General features: G+C 70.2%; 16 protein-coding genes. 4 read left to right on the top strand and 12 right to left on the bottom strand.

Going from position 1 to position 18,097, the window contains the following annotated elements:
- Positions 1–70 precede the first annotated feature (70 nt).
- On the top strand, positions 71–679 hold the full coding sequence (locus OG223_RS30105) for a TetR/AcrR family transcriptional regulator (RefSeq protein WP_329255301.1): 609 nt from the start codon (positions 71–73) through the stop codon (positions 677–679).
- Here OG223_RS30105 and OG223_RS30100 read toward each other — a convergent pair.
- Entirely contained in the window at positions 676–1,263 is a 588-nt protein-coding gene (locus tag OG223_RS30100; RefSeq protein WP_329255298.1) for a M23 family metallopeptidase, read from the bottom strand. The two genes, OG223_RS30105 and OG223_RS30100, sit on opposite strands and share 4 nt — an antisense overlap.
- A 550-nt stretch (positions 1,264–1,813) precedes the next feature.
- On the opposite strand from OG223_RS30100, the gene OG223_RS30095 reads away from it, so the two are divergent.
- A complete protein-coding gene (locus OG223_RS30095) occupies positions 1,814–2,443 on the top strand; it encodes an HAD family acid phosphatase (protein ID WP_329255295.1) in 630 nt (209 codons plus the stop codon).
- 65 nt (positions 2,444–2,508) lie between these two features.
- On the top strand, positions 2,509–5,550 hold the full coding sequence (locus OG223_RS30090; protein ID WP_329255292.1) for an NACHT domain-containing protein: 3,042 nt from the start codon (positions 2,509–2,511) through the stop codon (positions 5,548–5,550).
- A gap of 124 nt (positions 5,551–5,674) precedes the next feature.
- Here OG223_RS30090 and OG223_RS30085 read toward each other — a convergent pair whose 3' ends face one another.
- On the bottom strand, positions 5,675–8,206 hold the full coding sequence (locus OG223_RS30085) for an ATP-dependent Clp protease ATP-binding subunit (RefSeq protein WP_329255289.1): 2,532 nt from the start codon (positions 8,204–8,206) through the stop codon (positions 5,675–5,677).
- Positions 8,207–8,648: 442 nt separating this feature from the next.
- Between OG223_RS30085 and OG223_RS30080 the strand changes: the two genes are divergently transcribed.
- Entirely contained in the window at positions 8,649–9,296 is a 648-nt protein-coding gene (locus OG223_RS30080; protein ID WP_329255286.1) for an SCO3374 family protein, read from the top strand.
- Here OG223_RS30080 and OG223_RS30075 read toward each other — a convergent pair.
- The 10 genes from OG223_RS30075 to OG223_RS30030 all read right to left on the bottom strand — a co-directional run bounded on the left by OG223_RS30075 (position 9,275) and on the right by OG223_RS30030 (position 18,015).
- Positions 9,275–9,610 carry a histone-like nucleoid-structuring protein Lsr2 gene (locus tag OG223_RS30075; RefSeq protein ID WP_043685387.1) on the bottom strand — a complete coding sequence of 112 codons (336 nt, stop codon included), beginning with the start codon at positions 9,608–9,610 and terminating at the stop codon, positions 9,275–9,277. The two genes, OG223_RS30080 and OG223_RS30075, sit on opposite strands and share 22 nt — an antisense overlap.
- 224 nt (positions 9,611–9,834) lie before the next feature.
- Positions 9,835–10,368, bottom strand: a complete 534-nt coding sequence (locus tag OG223_RS30070; protein ID WP_019064250.1) for an amino-acid N-acetyltransferase — start codon at positions 10,366–10,368, stop codon at positions 9,835–9,837.
- A 9-nt stretch (positions 10,369–10,377) separates the two neighbouring features.
- Positions 10,378–10,791 carry a BlaI/MecI/CopY family transcriptional regulator gene (locus OG223_RS30065; protein ID WP_078623229.1) on the bottom strand — a complete coding sequence of 138 codons (414 nt, stop codon included), beginning with the start codon at positions 10,789–10,791 and terminating at the stop codon, positions 10,378–10,380.
- A 120-nt stretch (positions 10,792–10,911) separates the two neighbouring features.
- A complete protein-coding gene (locus OG223_RS30060) occupies positions 10,912–11,091 on the bottom strand; it encodes a hypothetical protein (protein WP_019064252.1) in 180 nt (59 codons plus the stop codon).
- 47 nt (positions 11,092–11,138) lie between these two features.
- Positions 11,139–11,786 (bottom strand): hypothetical protein, encoded by a 648-nt coding sequence (locus tag OG223_RS30055; protein WP_329265550.1) that lies wholly within the window; start codon positions 11,784–11,786, stop codon positions 11,139–11,141.
- Positions 11,787–12,592: 806 nt separating this feature from the next.
- On the bottom strand, positions 12,593–13,390 hold the full coding sequence (locus OG223_RS30050; protein WP_200680630.1) for a type III pantothenate kinase: 798 nt from the start codon (positions 13,388–13,390) through the stop codon (positions 12,593–12,595).
- Positions 13,391–13,392: 2 nt separating this feature from the next.
- Positions 13,393–14,370 carry a carboxylating nicotinate-nucleotide diphosphorylase gene (gene nadC / locus OG223_RS30045; protein ID WP_329255278.1) on the bottom strand — a complete coding sequence of 326 codons (978 nt, stop codon included), beginning with the start codon at positions 14,368–14,370 and terminating at the stop codon, positions 13,393–13,395.
- A 5-nt stretch (positions 14,371–14,375) separates the two neighbouring features.
- Complete coding sequence (locus OG223_RS30040; protein WP_329255276.1) at positions 14,376–16,094, bottom strand: L-aspartate oxidase; 1,719 nt, start codon at positions 16,092–16,094, stop codon at positions 14,376–14,378.
- Positions 16,091–17,098, bottom strand: coding sequence for a pantoate--beta-alanine ligase (gene panC, locus OG223_RS30035; protein ID WP_329255274.1), 1,008 nt, complete (start codon positions 17,096–17,098; stop codon positions 16,091–16,093). The genes OG223_RS30040 and panC overlap by 4 nt, the downstream gene beginning before the upstream one ends.
- Positions 17,095–18,015, bottom strand: a complete 921-nt coding sequence (locus OG223_RS30030) for a Rossmann-like and DUF2520 domain-containing protein (protein ID WP_329255271.1) — start codon at positions 18,013–18,015, stop codon at positions 17,095–17,097. The genes panC and OG223_RS30030 overlap by 4 nt, the downstream gene beginning before the upstream one ends.
- Positions 18,016–18,097: the final 82 nt, after the last annotated feature.

Here is an 18,097-nt window from a genome sequence, read left to right as displayed (position 1 = left end):
TGACTACACTCAGGGAAAGTAGACCGGCAACTAGCCGGGCGTCAAGTAAGTTTGCTGGAGCATGAGAAGAATGGGCGGCACCATGGACGGCACCAAGCGGCAACGTCGCGGAGACACCCGCCAGCGCATCCAGGACGTGGCGCTCGAACTCTTCGCCGAGCAGGGCTACGAGAAGACCTCGCTGCGCGAGATCGCCGAGCACCTGGACGTCACGAAGGCGGCGCTCTACTACCACTTCAAGACCAAGGAAGAGATCCTGGTCAGCATCTTCGAGGACCTGACCAGGCCGATCGAGGACCTGATCGAGTGGGGCCGCGACCAGCCGCACACCCTGGAGACCAAGCAGGAGATCGTACGGCGCTACGCCGTCGCGCTCGACGGCGCGACCCCGCTGTTCCGCTTCATGCAGGAGAACCAGGCGACGGTACGGGACCTGCGCATCGGCGAACGCTTCAAGGAGCGCATGCGCGGTCTGCGGGAGATCATGATCGACCCCGGGGCGAGCTTGGTCGACCAGGTCCGCTCGCTCAGCGCGATCTTCACGCTGCACGCCGGCATGTTCGCCGTACAGGACCTCGAAGGCGACCCCGAGGACAAGCGCAAGGCCGTCCTGGAGGTCGCCACCGACATGATCACGCAGGCCCACGCGGGCACGAAGCCCGCTCAGGACGGGTCTTAGACGGTCACACCCTTGCCGCGCAGGAACTTGACCGGGTCTATGGCCGAGCCGTAGTTCGCGGTCGTACGGATCTCGAAGTGCAGGTGGGGACCGCTGGAGTTGCCGGTGTTGCCGGACAGCGCGATGTGCTGACCGGTGCTGACGACCTGGCCGACCTTCACGTCGATGCGCGAGAGGTGGGCGTACTGCGAGTAGGTGCCGTTGCCGTGCTTGATGACGATGGCGTTGCCGTACGCGGCACCGTCACCGGCGCCGTTGCCACCGGCCTTGACGACGGTCCCGCCGTGCGCGGCCATGACGTTGGTGCCGCTGGCCACGGCGAAGTCCTGACCGCTGTGGGTGGACTGCCACATGCCGCCGGCCTGGGCGAAGGTCGCGGAGAGCGTGTACTTCTTCACCGGGTCGACCCAGGAGGCGGCGGTCTTCGCGCTGACCGTCTTGGGCGCGACGGCCGCGGTGGCGGTGGCGGCGCTCGCGACCCCGGTGCCCAGCACGGCGGTGGCCCCCAGCCCGACGGCCAGGACGGCCACCCGGGTGCGGAGCGGAGACGTACGGGAAGAGCGGGACGTGGCGCGCTGGAACATCGAAACCTCACGGGGGACGGGGACAGAAAAACCACCCGGCACACATACGGCCGCCGGATGGCACGTTCATTGGTAACCCCGGACCCCGCGGACCCCCAAACACCCCTTCTACGACGGAACCTAGTACTTCACCACAAAACTTCCATCTCCTTGACAGAGCACCCATGCGTCACGAATCGCCCCCCGGACGGCAAAATCCGGCATTTGGTTCCACGGGTTTCACGATATAAGTCCCTTTTGCCCAATTCTCGACCCGCCACTACCTGTCCTAGTAGAGCTCGAATCGCCTGTGCGGCTTGTCACCGGCCGGGGCGATCGCCGGTACGGGGAATGTGACCGGGACTACCTCGAACCCATCCCCCGGGAATCTCGTCCCGCGCCCCAGCGGCCGCGCCGGACCCGCCGGCGGCCGTCACCACCAAGCTCGGGTGACGCAAGCCTCTATACACCTACCGTCCAGTAACCTTACGGTTCCCCTCACGCCACCCGCGCCCGCGAGCATGCCTTCCGCACCGGCAGCCGCACAGACGTGAGAGGAACCCCCACCCCCATGACGAGACGACGCCCCTGGGCTCGCCGTACCGCCATAGCCACCGTGACCGCGGCCGCCCTCGCGGCGCTGACCGTCCCCGCGGAAGCCGCGACGGCGACCAGCAGCACCGCCACGGCCACCGCCACGGCCGCAACCGTCGACTACACCACCTGGCAGACGGACTGCCAGACGGTGATGAACCAGGCCCTGCCCTACCTGAAGCAGCGGATCGCGGCCACCAAGCCCGGCGAGAAGCAGGCGATCGTCTTCGACATCGACAACACCACCCTGGAGACGGACTTCGGCTTCAGTTGGCCGCAGCCGGCCAACAAGCCCGTGCTCGCGGTCGCCAAGTACGCCCAGGAGCACGGCGTTTCGCTGTTCTTCGTCACGGCCCGCCCCGGCATCATCTACCTGCCGACCGAGTACAACCTCGAACACGACGGCTACGACGTCGACGGCCTCTACGTCCGCGGCCTCCTCGACCTCTTCAAGGACGTCGCCGCCTACAAGACCGCCCAGCGCGTCGACATCGAGAACAAGGGCTACACGATCATCGCGAACATCGGCAACAGTGCCACCGACCTGTCCGGCGGCCACGCCGAGAAGACCTTCAAACTGCCGGACTACGACGGCCAGTTGTCCTAGTCGTACGGTCACCGCCGGATCGTCGATAGGCTCCATCCGTTTCCCAACGGCTACGGGGGTGGCGGATGGAGCCCGCGGTACTCGGCGGCAAACTGGCGTCCAGCCTGATCGCACCGCTGGTGAAGAGACTGTTCGTGGCGGACGGCCCCGGCGCGGGCCTGGTCGACAAACCGGTGCGACTGTCCAGCCTGGTCTCCTTCAAGGGCGAGAAGCGGCGGCTGGACGACAGGGACGTCCACAGACTCGCCCGGCACTTCGTCCAACAGGCGATGGACTCCCCCGGCGAACACCCCTTCCCTTCCGCCGAACAGACCGCCGTGGCCGACGCGTTGGCCAGCCGACTGCTCGCCCTCGGCGACCTGGACATGGACGACGTCCAGGCCGTACGACTCGGACAGCGGGAGCTGGCGCGGCAGTTGAAGCACGGCGCCCCGGCCCCCGACGGACTCTCGGCCGACGCCGGCCACTTCCTCGACTCGGCGACCGAATGGGCCTGCCTCCAGATCCTGGAGTTCTTCACCCGCCGCTCCACCTTCGTGGCCCGCACCCTCGTCGAGCAGACCCGCACCCAGGCCGAACTGATCGCCCGCGTCGACGAGTTGATCGCCCGCACCCCACGCCCCGGCACCCACGACCGCGCCTTCGAACGCCGCTACCTCCCGTACGTCGCCGAGCGCCACAACCACATCACCATCTACGGCATCGATCTCCGCGACTCCCCCGACCGCTGGCCCCTCGAAGTGGCGTACCTGAGCCTGGAGGCGACGGCGACGGAGGAACGGCAGCTCCCCGACGAGCACCCCGGCGCCGCCCTCACCGTCCAACTCCCCGCCGAGGAAGCCCTCTTGACCCACGACCGCGTGCTGCTGCGCGGCGACGCGGGTTCGGGCAAGACGACGCTGGTGCAGTGGCTCGCGGTGACGGCGGCGAGGGACGGCGACCGCATCCCGTACGTCCTCCCGCTCCGCACCCTGATCCGAGCCGGCCAACTCCCCTCCCCCACAGCCTTCCTGACCGCCACCGGCTGCCCCCACACCCCACCCGAGGGCTGGACCGAACGCGTCCTGACCGCCGGCCGGGGCCTGATCCTCGTCGACGGCCTGGACGAGATCCCGTCCGCCGACCGCCACCGCACCCGCGACTGGCTCCAGGCCCTGATCAGCGCCTTCCCGGGCAACCGCTGGCTCCTCACCTCCCGCCCCACCGCCGTACGCCCCGACTGGCTGGCCCCCGAAGGCTTCCGCGAACTGACCCTGGCCCCGATGCGCCGCCCCGAGGTGAAGACCTTCGTCGAACGCTGGCACACGGCGGCGGACGCCCCGGAGTACGAGGGCCCACTCCTGGACTCCCTGCGCACGAAACGCGACTTGGCCCGCCTCGCCACCAACCCCCTGATGTGCGGCCTGATCTGCGCCCTCCACCGCGAACGCCGGGGCTATCTCCCCACCGGCCGCAAGGAGTTGTACGACGCGGCCCTGACGATGCTGCTGGCGCGGCGGGACCGGGAGCGGGGCATGGGTGCACTGGAGGGGGCCGAGCTGGGCGAGGAGGCTCAGCTAGAGATCCTCCAACGGCTGGCGTACGCCCTGGTGTTGAGCGGCCGCACGGAGATGGGCATCGAGACGGCCGAGGGGATCGTGGAGCGCGGCCTGCCGACCGTAGCGGGGCAGGGCGACGCCAGGACGGTACTCCGGGACCTGCTGCTGAGAAGCGGTCTGCTGCGCCAACCCGCCGACGGTGTCGTCGACTTCGTCCACCGCACCTTCCAGGACTATCTGGGTGCGCGGTACGCGGTGGAGGAGGGACACCTCGACGTTCTCACCAGCCGCGCGGACGACACCCAGTGGGAGGACGTGATCCGGTTGGCCGTGGCGCATGCCCGGCCGCGGGAACGAGCCCGGCTGCTGAAGGAGTTGCTGTCCCGGAACATCCCCAGGCTGACCCTGTTGGCGCTCGCCTGCCTGGAACACGCCACGGCCCTGGACCCGGGAACACGAGCACAGGTCGAGTCACAGGCCGCCGCGCTGATCCCGCCCCGTACGGCGGACGAGGCGAAGACCCTGGCGGAGGCGGGGCCGCTGGTACTGGAGCTGCTGCCCGGTCCTGAGGGGCTCACGGCCGAGGAGGCCAAGAACGTCACGGTCACCGCATCGCGCCTCGGCGGGGAGGAACCCGAGGGCGCGCTCGCGGTGCTGCGGCGCTTCCGGGAACACCCTCAGATCGACGTACGACGTCAACTGGCGGGCACCTGGGACCGGTTCGACACCGCGGAGTACGCCACCGAGGTCCTGGACCACCTGGAGCGGGCGGGGCTGTTCCTCACGTGCAAGTCGGCCGAGCAGCGCTCGGCCGTCGCCCGGATGCGGCCTTGGCACTGCCTGTCCTTCCTCGGCCCGCACCCGGCCGAGGAGATCCTGACCGCGGTGCCGGCACCGGGAGCCGTGACGAGGCTGGAGCTCCGAGACAACCCGCTCCTCACCGACGCGGGCGCACTGCTGGGGTTCGACTCGCTCCGTGAACTGTGGCTGTCGTACTGCCCGACCGAGGGGCTGGACCGGCTCTCCGCGCTGCCGCTCACCCGTCTCAGCTTCAACCTCCTCGCCGACGTGACCGGGCTGCGTGTCCTCCCGTCAATCCGCCGTCTCACCCTCAGCCAGGAGTTGCCCGGCACCGCACTCACCGACGTGCTGCCGGTCCTCTCACCACTGGAAACCCTCTTCCTCGGCCAGCACAGCACCGACCACACAGGCCTGCGCGGGCTGCGCCACTGGGCCGGGCTGCACTCGCTCAGCCTCGGTGCGCTGACCGCCGAGCTGACGGTCGCCGACTGGCAGGAGGTCGCCGCACTGCCGGAACTGGCCCACCTCCGCCTGAACGCGGCGATCATCCGGGACTTCCCCCACTCCGTCCACGCGATGCCGGAACTGCCCGGCATCGAAACGTTGCAGGTGACCTCGATGGGCACCGCCGAGGACCTTTCGGCTCTGGTGCCACGACTGCCCGGGCTGCGTTCGCTGCATCTCATGAATGACATCGGTGACGAGATTCCCGCCGCTCGCTATGCGGGCCTCTTCCCCGGCGTCGCGATCAACGCGAACCAGGCATGAGTCAGTCCTGAGTCAGCCCGTAGTCGATCCTGAGCCTGTCCTGTGCCAATCCCGAGAACGCGAAAGGGGCCGGTGCCAAAAGCACCGGCCCCTTTCCCAGCCGTAAAGCCCAAACCGCTGAGCCTTACGCCTCCTTGCTCAGATTCGGACCGGCCCCACCCGCGGCCGCGTCCTCGATCGGCGGCACATCGGGAAGCGCCGACTTCTCCTCACCCCGGAAGGTGAAGGTCTTCGCCTCGCCCTCGCCCTCCACGTCTACGACCACGATGTGGCCGGGACGCAGCTCTCCGAAGAGGATCTTCTCCGAGAGGGTGTCCTCGATCTCGCGCTGGATCGTGCGCCGCAGCGGACGCGCGCCCAGGACGGGGTCGTAACCCTTCTTGGAGAGGAGCTCCTTCGCGGCCGAGGAGAGCTCGATGCCCATGTCCCGGTCCTTGAGGCGCTCGTCGACCTTGCCGACCATCAGGTCGACGATCTTGAGGATGTCCTCCTGCGTGAGCTGCGGGAAGACGACGACATCGTCGACACGGTTGAGGAACTCGGGGCGGAAGTGCTGCTTGAGCTCGTCCGAGACCTTGTTCTTCATGCGCTCGTAGTTGGACTTCGTGTCACCCGTGGCCGCGAAGCCCAGGTTGAAGCCCTTGGAGATGTCCCGCGTGCCGAGGTTGGTCGTCATGATGATGACCGTGTTCTTGAAGTCCACGACCCGGCCCTGGGAGTCGGTCAGGCGACCGTCCTCCAGGATCTGGAGAAGGCTGTTGAAGATGTCCGGGTGGGCCTTCTCGACCTCGTCGAAGAGGACGACCGAGAACGGCTTGCGGCGGACCTTCTCCGTGAGCTGGCCGCCCTCTTCGTAGCCCACGTATCCGGGGGGCGAACCGAAGAGCCGCGACACCGTGTGCTTCTCGCTGAACTCCGACATGTCGAGGGAGATCAGCGCGTCCTCGTCACCGAAGAGGAACTCGGCGAGGGCCTTGGACAGCTCGGTCTTACCGACACCGGACGGACCGGCGAAGATGAACGAACCACCGGGACGCTTCGGGTCCTTGAGGCCCGCACGCGTACGACGGATCGCCTTCGAGAGCGCCTTGACGGCGTCCTTCTGGCCGATGACCCGCTTGTGGAGCTCGTCCTCCATGCGCAGCAGACGCGAGGACTCCTCCTCGGTCAGCTTGAAGACCGGGATGCCGGTGGCGGTCGCGAGGACCTCGGCGATCAGCTCGCCGTCGACCTCGGCGACGACGTCCATGTCGCCGGCCTTCCACTCCTTCTCCCGCTTGGCCTTGGCGGCCAGGAGCTGCTTCTCCTTGTCGCGGAGGGAGGCGGCCTTCTCGAAGTCCTGCGAGTCGATCGCGGACTCCTTGTCGCGGCGCACGCCGGCGATCTTCTCGTCGAACTCGCGCAGGTCCGGCGGCGCGGTCATCCGGCGGATGCGCATCCGGGAGCCGGCCTCGTCGATCAGGTCGATCGCCTTGTCCGGCAGGAAGCGGTCCGAGATGTACCGGTCGGCCAGCGTGGCGGCCTGCACGAGCGCCTCGTCCGTGATGGAGACACGGTGGTGCGCCTCGTACCGGTCGCGCAGACCCTTGAGGATCTCGATGGTGTGCGGCAGGGACGGCTCCGCGACCTGGATGGGCTGGAAGCGGCGCTCAAGGGCCGCGTCCTTCTCCAGGTGCTTGCGGTACTCGTCCAGCGTCGTCGCACCGATGGTCTGCAGCTCACCGCGGGCCAGCATCGGCTTCAGGATCGAAGCGGCGTCGATGGCGCCCTCGGCGGCACCCGCACCGACCAGCGTGTGCAGCTCGTCGATGAACAGGATGATGTCGCCGCGGGTGCGGATCTCCTTGAGGACCTTCTTCAGGCGCTCCTCGAAGTCACCGCGGTAGCGGGAGCCGGCGACCAGCGCGCCGAGGTCCAGGGTGTAGAGGTGCTTGTCCTTGAGGGTCTCGGGCACCTCGCCCTTGACGATGGCCTGGGCGAGGCCCTCGACGACGGCGGTCTTGCCGACGCCGGGCTCACCGATCAGGACCGGGTTGTTCTTCGTACGGCGGGACAGCACCTGCATGACCCGCTCGATCTCCTTCTCGCGCCCGATGACCGGGTCGAGCTTGGACTCACGAGCGGCCTGGGTGAGGTTCCGGCCGAACTGGTCGAGGACCAGGGACGTCGAGGGGGTGCCCTCCGCGGGGCCGCCGGCGGTGGCGGTCTCCTTGCCCTGCTGGTAACCGGAGAGCAGCTGGATCACCTGCTGCCGCACACGGTTGAGATCAGCGCCCAGCTTGACCAGGACCTGGGCGGCGACGCCCTCGCCCTCACGGATCAGGCCGAGCAGGATGTGCTCCGTGCCGATGTAGTTGTGGCCCAGCTGAAGGGCCTCGCGGAGCGACAGCTCCAGGACCTTCTTGGCACGGGGGGTGAAGGGGATGTGCCCGGACGGGGCCTGCTGCCCCTGCCCGATGATCTCCTCCACCTGCTGGCGGACCGCCTCGAGCGAAATCCCGAGGCTCTCCAGGGCCTTAGCGGCGACACCCTCACCCTCGTGGATGAGACCCAGGAGGATGTGCTCGGTGCCGATGTAGTTGTGGTTGAGCATCCGGGCTTCTTCCTGAGCCAGGACGACAACCCGCCGCGCGCGGTCGGTGAACCTCTCGAACATCGTTAATCGCTCCTCAGAGCGGTCAGGCAGTAAGGGGACGCTCCCCTCCCTGTCCTTCCGCAGCTTAGTCCCGCAAGCGGGGACCGCTCATTCCAACTGCCGACACCGGACCGAGAACCAACACTGCCTCCTGAACCCGAACGCCGACATCTGCTCCAACCTGATGGTGCGAGACGATGTTCCCGCAGGCCAGGCAGTTACCCTCACCATGAGTACGCCGATGGCGAACGTGAGACGCCCTTTTCTGCGTGTCGCCCCCTCCCACTAGGGATTGTCTTACCCGCACGGACCGACACTCCATGCCGTTCGCACCGATTCCCTCCGCTACGGGCGAACAACCTTGCGCGGCCCGGCACCCCCGAACACTCCCATTTACCGCACCCAGCGCATTCGTTGGACCACCCAGCGTAACTCTCGGCCCGCTTCGGCGGTTGCTCTTGGCATGGTTGGCACAGTCCCCCCTATCGCCACGGTCCCGCTCCCCCGTCGCCCGCTCGATCGAGCCGATCGACAGCGGCACTGGTACGAGAACGAACTGGGGTGGCGCACGGTGCCCGGGGAGCCGCTGCGGCTCGTCACGGGCCTGCGTTTCGACGTCCTGGACGTGCCGGTCGAGGCCGGCGTCGCGGCGCTGTGGCGGCTGGGCCCGGACTCTCCGGTGGCCGTACGGGGCGACCGGATGCGGCTGCTGGTGGCCGCGGGCAGCGCGGAGGAGCTTCCGGGGCTGCTGGACTGGCTGGAGTGGGGCGCTCTGGCGCCGACGCTGGATCTGGTGGCGCTCGGCGCGGACGGGCACATGGAGGCTCCGTCGCTCCCCGGGGCGAGGCCCACAGGGACACCTCAGCCCGGCGCGGGGCCCACGAAGGGGCAACCGCTTCCCGCGGGCTTCTCCCGTCCCTTGCAGGGGGCCGCCGTGTGGCTGCGACCCCCCGAGCCGGGGTGCGAGGTCGAGGCCTCGCTGCCGACAATGCCGGCCGTGGGGGGCGTGGGGAACACCCCTGATCTCGTACGACTTGTGGACACGGTGGCCACACAGTGCCACCGGGTACGGCTGCGGCGCTCGTGCGCTCAGCCGTTGGCCTTCTCGTAGGCCTCGCGAATGGCCGCGGGAACACGACCGCGGTCGTTCACGTCGTGGCCGTTCTCCTTGGCCCACGCGCGAATCTGCGCGGTGTCCTGGCTGCCGCCGGTGGCGGCACGCGCCTTTCCGCGACCACCCGAAGCGCGGCCACCGGTACGGCGCCCACCCTTCACGTAAGCCTCGAGAAGTCCACGGAGCTTGTCCGCATTCGCGGTGGTGAGATCGATCTCGTACGTCTTGCCGTCCAACGCGAACGTCACTGTCTCGTCCGCCTCGCCGCCGTCGAGGTCATCGACAAGAAGGACCTGAACCTTCTGTGCCACCGGATTTCCTTTCATCGATTACTTGCGGGCCTGGGGTCTGCGGCGTCCGCCGTTTCGCCGTCCCCTGTTATATGCAGTACTGCAGTACGTCGGAAAGCAAACCGCTTTTGCTGGGAAAACACAAACCCCTGGGAGAGACCGAGTGACCTCGCCCGCCCAGAAAGATGCGCGTTTCGGACATAGGGAACCTGGGCAGGGCGACCCGGCCGAATTGTGGGCCGCGATCACAGATGCAGAAGCATCCGGCTGTTGCCCAAGGTGTTCGGTTTCACTCGTTCGAGACCGAGGAACTCCGCCACGCCCTCGTCATAGGAACGCAACAGCTCCGCGTAGACATCGGTGTCAACCGGTGTCTCACCGATCTCCACGAAGCCGTGCTTCGAGAAGAAGTCCACTTCGAAGGTGAGACAGAAAACGCGACGAACGCCTAGCCAGCGAGCCGTGTGCAGCAACTTCTCCAGCAACTGATGACCTACACCGGCACCCTTCAAGCCGGGCTTCACGGCGAGAGTGCGGACTTCCGCGAGGTCTTCCCACATGACATGCAGTGCCCCGCAGCCGACGACCTCGGCGTTGTCGTCCCGTTCGGCGACCCAGAACTCCTGGATGTCCTCGTAAAGAGTCACCGTCGCTTTGTCGAGCAGGATGCGACCGCGGACGTAGGCGTCAAGGAGTCGGCGCACCGCCTCGACATCGCCGGTCCGGGCCCGCCGGACGGTGATGGCTTTCGCGGTGACTTCGGGGTGCTCTGCTGACATGAGCGGACGCTATCGCCCGCCGCCCGAGGGTGCGGAGCCGGGGTTCTGGACGCCATCCGCGGGTTCGGGTGTTTCCGGTCCCTGGACGATGCGTACGGCGCTGCGCAGGGCCTCACGCTGTTCGTCGCTCATCATCCCGAAGAAGGCGACGAGAGCCGCCGCGGGGTTGTCGCTCTGGGACCAGGCGTCGTTCATCAGGGCGGCGGAGTAGGCGGCTCGTGTGGAGACCGCCTCATATCGATAGGCCCGGCCTTCCGCCTCGCGACGCACCCAGCCCTTCTGATGGAGATTGTCCAAAACGGTCATCACCGTGGTGTACGCGATGGACCGTTCCTGCTGAAGGTCTTCCAGGACTTCTCGAACGGTCACCGGGCGGTTCCACTTCCACACCCGCGTCATGACCGAGTCTTCGAGTTCTCCCAATGGGCGAGGCACAGCTCAGAACCATAGTGGAAAAGGAACAAAAAGGGCGTACGACTCGGAAAGCACGCGTGCGCGTGCGGGAGTCGTACGCCCTGGAAGGCGCCGCCGAAAGGGGAAGGTTCAGGCGTCGGTGGTCGAAGTGGCCTGACGGGCGCTCTCCGCGCGCGCGATGGCGGCGTCGACGGCCGCGTCCTCCTTGGCCTTCATGGCCCCGCCCTGGGTCTTCACGATGACCCGGATCAGTCCGATGAAGAACACGGCCATCACGACCGGGGGCACGAGCGCGGAGACATAGTCCATGTCTCCAGAGTAGCCACGGGCCCCCGGGGGAACGGGGCGGGGTCGGTTCAGCCGGCGGCGAGTTGCTGCGGCGGGTTCGTCGGGGGCGGTACCGGTTTGCGCCGGGGGAAGACCTCGCCCGGGGTGGGGACGGGCCGGGGCGGCTTGGGCGCGGCGGGCGCGGGCGTGGGCGCCGGCCGCTCCACGGGCTTGCGCACGGGCTCCTTGGCGTCCCCTGCGACAGGTTCCCCCAGGGCGCCGGAAGAGCCCCCGGAGAGGCCTCCAGGGAGCGCCAGGAGGCGCGTACGCGAGGCGGGAACGGTCGGGGCGGGCCGGGCGGCCGTACGACGGGCGAGACGCATGCGTACGTCCTGCTCGGCGAGGGCGAGGCAGCGGTCCAGGAGCGCGGCGGCGGACGGGTTCCCGCGCAGCGCCCGCAGGGCGGAGAGGTCGTCGACGTCCGGGCGGTACCCGGCGCCGAGCGCCTCCTCCAGGAGGGTGAGGTACCCGGCGGTGGTGCCGGGCAGGGCGGCGCGGTACCGGGCGAGGTCGGCGACCAGGAAGGCACGCAGCCGGACTCCCTCGCGTACCGCCTCGTCGAGGGATTCGGCGAGCCGGAGACAGTCCTGGACGTCCTCGGCCGAGGCGGCTTTGGGCTGGAGGGCGAGGGCGAGAGCGCGACGGAGCACACGCAGCTCCTCCGCACCGAACGCCATGCCGCCGCGGGATCCGTATGGCGTGGGCATGCGGCGACGATACGCGCTAATCAGACAAATTCTACATAGGGGGCGGGTGTGGCGCGGGGTTTTCGCCCGACGGCGGGCAACGGTGGCCCAGCCTCCCCAGGGCCGGTGGTCGGTACGAGGGTTCCGTCGCGGGGAGGCAGGCGGTGTTGGGCGAGGCGGCACCCTGTGGGGATGCGGCGGCGGGATTTCACGGGCGCATGGGGGAGGCGCCGCCCGGCAGCACTACGGCTCCGCCGCGCGCGGCAGCCGTCGGCGGGCGTGACGGCACCCTGCGGGCGAAAGCGACGGCGACACCTTGCAGGCGCGCGTCTGAACCACGCCTACGGGACGGGACGCCACCCCGGCGGTACTACGGCCCCGTCGCGCACGCGGCAACCCTGCACAGCGCGACGGCACCCTGCGGACGGAAGAGCGGCACCCGCGGGCGCGCGTGAGCGAGGCCGGCGACGCCCCGCCCACCCCGTGCGACGGATCCATCCCGCGCACGGCGGCCGCCCTCGGACGCGGCGACACCCCGTGGAGCAAGTAGCGCCCGCACCTCGTGGGCGCGCCTGAGTGACGCCGGCAGGGCGCCGCCCGCCAGCACTACGGCGGCTCCGCCGTGCGCGGCGGCACCCTGTGGGCGGAAGCGGCGGCGGCACCTCGCGGGCGGGGCTGAGCGGCACTGGCAGGGCGCCGCCCGACGGTGCTACGCCTCCGTGACGTGCGGCAGCCTCCGTCGGGTGCGACGGCACCCTATGAGCGGCAGCAGCCGCGTCCCGCACCCCGGTGGCGGGTCACATCCGCGAGACGTTCCGCTCGTAGACCAGCCGCAGGCCGATCAGTGTCAGCCAGGGCTCATGTTCGTCGATCACCGAGGCCTCGCCCAGGACCATCGGGGCAAGGCCGCCGGTGGCGATCACGGTCACGTCCTCCGGGTCGTCGGCCAGCTCCTTGGCCATGCGGGTGACGACGCCGTCGACCTGGCCGGCGAACCCGTAGACGATGCCCGACTGCATCGCCTCCACCGTGTTCTTGCCGATCACGCTGCGCGGGCGGGCCACCTCGATCTTGCGGAGCTGGGCGCCCTTGACGCCGAGAGCCTCGACCGAGATCTCGATACCGGGGGCGATGACGCCGCCGATGTACTCCCCGCGCGCGGAGACCGCGTCGAACGTGGTCGCCGTACCGAAGTCGACGACGATCGCGGGGCCCCCGTAGAGCTCGACCGCGGCGACCGCGTTGATGATGCGGTCCGCGCCGACCTCCTTGGGGTTGTCGGTCAGGATCGGGACGCCCGTCTTGACGCCCGGTTCGACGAGGACGGCGGGCACGTCGCCGTAGTAGCGGCGGGTCACCTCGCGCAGTTCGTGCAGGACGGACGGCACGGTGGCGCAGATCGCGATGCCGTCGATGCCGTCGCCCAGCTCCTCTCCGAGGAGCGGGTGCATGCCCATCAGGCCCTGGAGGAGTACGGCGAGTTCGTCGGCGGTGCGGCGCGCGTCCGTGGAGATGCGCCAGTGCTCGATGATCTCCTCGCCGTCGAAGAGACCCAGGACGGTGTGCGTGTTGCCCACGTCGATCGTGAGGAGCATGACTACTGCGCCTCACGGAGGTCGAGGCCGATGTCCAGGATCGGCGCGGAGTGGGTCAGGGCCCCTACGGCGAGGTAGTCCACCCCGGTGTCGGCGTACGCCTTGGCGTTGTCCAGGGTGAGCCGTCCCGAGGCCTCCAGGGCGGCGCGGCCGTGCACGATGCCGACGGCCTCCGCGCACTCGTCGGGCGTGAAGTTGTCCAGGAGGATCAGGTCGGCGCCCGCGTCCAGGACCTCGCGGAGCTGGTGCAGGGTGTCGACCTCGACCTCGATCGCCACGTCCGGGAAGGCCTCCCGTACGGCCTTGAAGGCCTGGGCGACGCCGCCCGCGGCGACCACGTGGTTGTCCTTGACGAGGGCCGCGTCCGAGAGGGACATGCGGTGGTTGACGCCGCCGCCGCAGCGGACCGCGTACTTCTCCAGGGAGCGGAGACCCGGTGTCGTCTTGCGGGTGTCGCGGACCTTCGCCTTCGTGCCCTCCAGGGCGTCGGCCCACGCGCGCGTGGCGGTCGCGATACCGGAGAGGCGGCACAGCAGGTTGAGCGCGCTGCGCTCGGCGGTCAGCAGGTCACGCGTGCGCGTGGTGACCGACAGGAGCTTCTGTCCGGCCTCCACACGGTCGCCGTCCTCGACGTGCCGCTCGACCTCGAACTCGTCGGTGCAGACCACGGAGACCACCGCTTCGGCGACCCTGAGGCCCGCCACGACGCCGGCCTCGCGCGCGGTGAAGTCGGCGGTGGCGACGGCCTCTTCGGGGATGGTCGCCACGGTCGTCACGTCGACGCCGCCGGCCAGGTCCTCCTGGAGGGCGACGTTGGCGATGTCCTCGACCTCCAGGGGGTCGAGTCCGGCGTCGGCCAGGAGCCCGGCGAGCGCGGGGTCCAAACCGCACTCCATGTACTCCGCGTCGGCGCCCGCGCCACAGGCACAGCCGTCGCCGCAGCCGCCGCTGTCGGCGAGGGGAAGGTCGTGGGTGCTCACTTCTGTCACTGCTCCTGGGGACGGTGCTGCCGGGTCGGGGGGAAGTCTGCGGTGTCCGTGGTGCTTACGGCCAGCGTGCGGTCGGGATTCAGCCGTACGACGATGTGGCGGCGCCAGGCGGTGTCGTCGCGCTCGGCGTGGTCCTCGCGCCAGTGGCAGCCGCGGGTCTCCTCGCGACGGGCGGCGGCGGTGACCAGGACGCGGGCCACGCACAGGAGGTTGGTGGCCTCCCAGGTGTCGACTCCGGGCTCGGCGGTCTTGCCGTTCTCGTCGAGGGCGTCGCGGGCGTCGGTGTGCAGTTGCTGGAGCTGTTCCGCGGCCTGGGCGAGGGAGTCGGCGGAGCGCAGGACTCCCGCGCCCTCGGTCATGATCCGCTGGATCGCGAAGCGGGCCTCGGGGGCAAGCAGCGGGTGCGCCGGCTTCTGGGGGTGCGGGACCGGCTCGGGCACGCGCGCGTGAAGGGCGTTTCCGGCCTGGCTCGCGGTGATGTCGGCGACGATGCGCTCGGCGTAGACGAGGCCTTCGAGGAGGGAGTTGGAGGCCAGCCGGTTCGCGCCGTGCACGCCGGTGCAGGCGACCTCGCCGCACGCGTACAGGCCGGGGACGGTCGTACGGCCCCGGGAGTCGGTGCGGACGCCCCCGGAGGCGTAGTGGGCGGCCGGGGCGACCGGGACGGGCTCGGTGACCGGGTCGATGCCGTGGCTGCGGCAGGCGGCGAGGATCGTCGGGAAGCGGTGCTCCCACATGTCGGCGCCGAAGTGCCGGGCGTCCAGGAACATGTGCTCGGCGTCCTGCTCCTGCATGCGCCGCATGATGCCCTTGGCGACGATGTCCCGGGGCGCGAGCTCGGCGAGTTCGTGCTGGCCCACCATGAAGCGCACGCCGTCGGCGTCGACCAGGTGGGCGCCCTCGCCGCGTACCGCCTCGGAGACGAGGGGCTGCTGGCCCTCAGCGTCGGCGCCGAGGAACAGCACCGTCGGGTGGAACTGCACGAACTCCAGGTCGGAGACCTCGGCGCCCGCGCGGAGGGCGAGTGCGACTCCGTCGCCGGTCGACACGGACGGGTTGGTGGTGGCCGAGAAGACCTGCCCCATGCCGCCGGTCGCGAGGACCACGGCGGGCGCGTGCACCGCGCCCACCCCGTCGTGCTGGCCCTCGCCCATGACGTGCAGGCTCACGCCCGCCGTACGCCCCTCGGCGTCCGTCAGGAGGTCCAGCACGAGCGCGTTCTCGATCGTGCGCAGTCCACGGGCGTGCACGGCCTCGACGAGCGCCCGGGAGACCTCCGCGCCGGTCGCGTCGCCGCCCGCGTGCGCGATGCGGCGCCGGTGGTGGCCGCCCTCGCGGGCCAGTTCCAGTCCTCCTTCGGAGGACTCGTCGAAGTGGGCGCCGGTCTCGATGAGCCGCCGTACGGCGTCGGGGCCCTCCGTGACGAGGATCCGTACGGCCTCCTCGTCGCACAGGCCCGCGCCCGCCACCAAGGTGTCGTCCAGGTGCTGTTCCGGGGTGTCGCCCTCCCCGAGGGCGGCGGCGATACCGCCCTGGGCCCAGCGGGTGGAGCCGTCGTCGAGGCGGGCCTTGGTGACGACGACCGTCCGCAGCCCGGCCGCCTCGCAGCGCAGGGCCGCGGTCAGGCCGGCCACTCCGGAGCCGACGACCACCACGTCCGCGGCGATGGACCACCCTGGGACGGGCGCGTGCAGTCGTATGCCTGTGCTGGTCACGAGGCGGCTCCGAGGGTTCCGAAAGCGAGTGGGATGTTGTCGATCAGCCGGGTCGTCCCGACCCGGGCGGCGACGGCGAGGACGGCCTCTCCGGTGAAGTCCTCGTCCACGTCGGTGAAGTCGGACGGGTCGACCAGGGCGAGGTAGTCCAGGGCGAGCGGCGGGTCCAGACGGGCGGCGTCGTCGAGGACCAGGCGGGCGGCGGCGCGGACGGACGCCGGGCGGCCGGGGCCGGGGGCGGCCTTGGCGACGGCGTGCGCGTCGGCCGCCGCGCGGGACTCCCCGATGGCGCTGAGCGCCTCGGCACGCGCGTGCGTGGCGGGCACCTCACGGGCCCGCGCGCGCAGCGCCTCCTGGGCGGCGTGCCGGTCGCGGCCGGCGAACAGGGCCTGGGAGAGGGCCAGCGCGGTGCGCCGCTCCCGGGGGGACAGATAGCGGTTGCGGCTGGAGAGAGCGAGGCCGTCTGCCTCGCGCACGGTCGGCACGCCGACGATCTCCGTGCCGAAGTTCAGGTCGCGCACCATGCGGCGGATCAGGGCGAGCTGCTGGGCGTCCTTCTGGCCGAACAGGGCGATGTCGGGGCGGGTGAGGTGCAGCAGCTTGGCGACGACGGTGAGCATGCCGTCGAAGTGGCCGGGGCGGACCGCGCCCTCCAGGCGTTCGCCCATGGGGCCCGCCGAGATGCGCACCTGGGGTTCGCCGCCGGGGTAGACCTCGTCCACGGAGGGCGCGAACACGACGTCCGCGCCCGCGAGTTCGGCGATCTTGAGGTCGGCGTCCAGGGTGCGCGGGTAGCGGTCGAGGTCCTCGCCCTTGCCGAACTGCAGCGGGTTCACGAAGACGGTGACCACGACCTCGCCGTCCGGTCCGGCGAGTTCGCGCGCGGTGCGGACCAGCGTGGCGTGGCCGTCGTGCAGGGCGCCCATCGTCATCACGACGGCGCGCCGGCCCGCACGCGTGCGTGCGTGCAGTTCGTCGGCGGTGCGCAGCAGGGTGGTGGTCATCCGGCATCTCCCTCGGTGCCGTTGGCGAGCACTCCGAGGAGGTCCTCGGCGAGTTCCGGCTTGAGCAGGCCGTGGGCCAGGGCCCGGTCGGCGGTCGCGCGGGCCATCGCCAGATAGCCGGCGACGGTCTGCGGGGCGTGCTTGCGCAGCTCGGTGACGTGCGCGGCAACCGTGCCCGCGTCCCCGCGCGCGACGGGGCCGGTGAGCGCCGCGTCGCCGGAGCGCAGGGCGTTGTCCAGGGCGGCGCCCAGCAGCGGGCCGAGCATCCGGTCGGGTGCCTCGACGCCGGCCGTGCGCAGCAGCTCCATGGACTCGGCGACCAGGGTCACCAGGTGGTTGGCGCCCAGCGCGAGGGCCGCGTGGTAGAGCGGGCGGTTCTCCTCGGCGATCCATTCGGGCTCGCCGCCCATCTCGATCACCAGGGCCTCGGCGGCCAGCCGCAGTTCCTCGGGCGCGGTGACCCCGAAGGAGCACCCGGCGAGGCGCTGCACGTCGACAGGAGTACCCGTGAAGGTCATCGCGGGGTGCAGGGCCAGCGGCAGCGCGCCGACCCGCAGCGCGGGGTCCAGGACCTTCGCGCCGTACCGCCCGGAGGTGTGCACGAGCAGTTGCCCGGGGCGTACGGCGCCGGTCTCGGCGAGGCCCTCGACAAGCCCCGGCAGGGCGTCGTCCGGGACGGTCAGCAGCACCAGGTCGGAGCGCTCCAGGACCTGCGCGGGCGTGACGACCGGTACGTCGGGGAGCAGCAGCGCGGCCCGTCGCCTGGACGCGTCGGACACTCCGGAGACGGCCACCGGGCGGTGCCCGGCCAGTTGGAGCGAGGCGGCCAGCGCGGGGCCCACCCGGCCGGCGCCGACGACACCGACGGCGAGCCGCGCGGGGCGGTCCTTGGGCTCTGGCTGTTGGAATGTACTCACGCGACGGCGGCCTTCCCGTTCCAGTCCGCTCCGGGTACCGGACGATTTCTCGTCATGTTAACGCGATCGGTTCGAGGGGCGT

The organism is Streptomyces sp. NBC_01478 (assembly GCF_036227225.1).
GTDB lineage: Bacteria > Actinomycetota > Actinomycetes > Streptomycetales > Streptomycetaceae > Streptomyces.
This window is presented reverse-complemented; position numbering and strand designations above follow the sequence as displayed.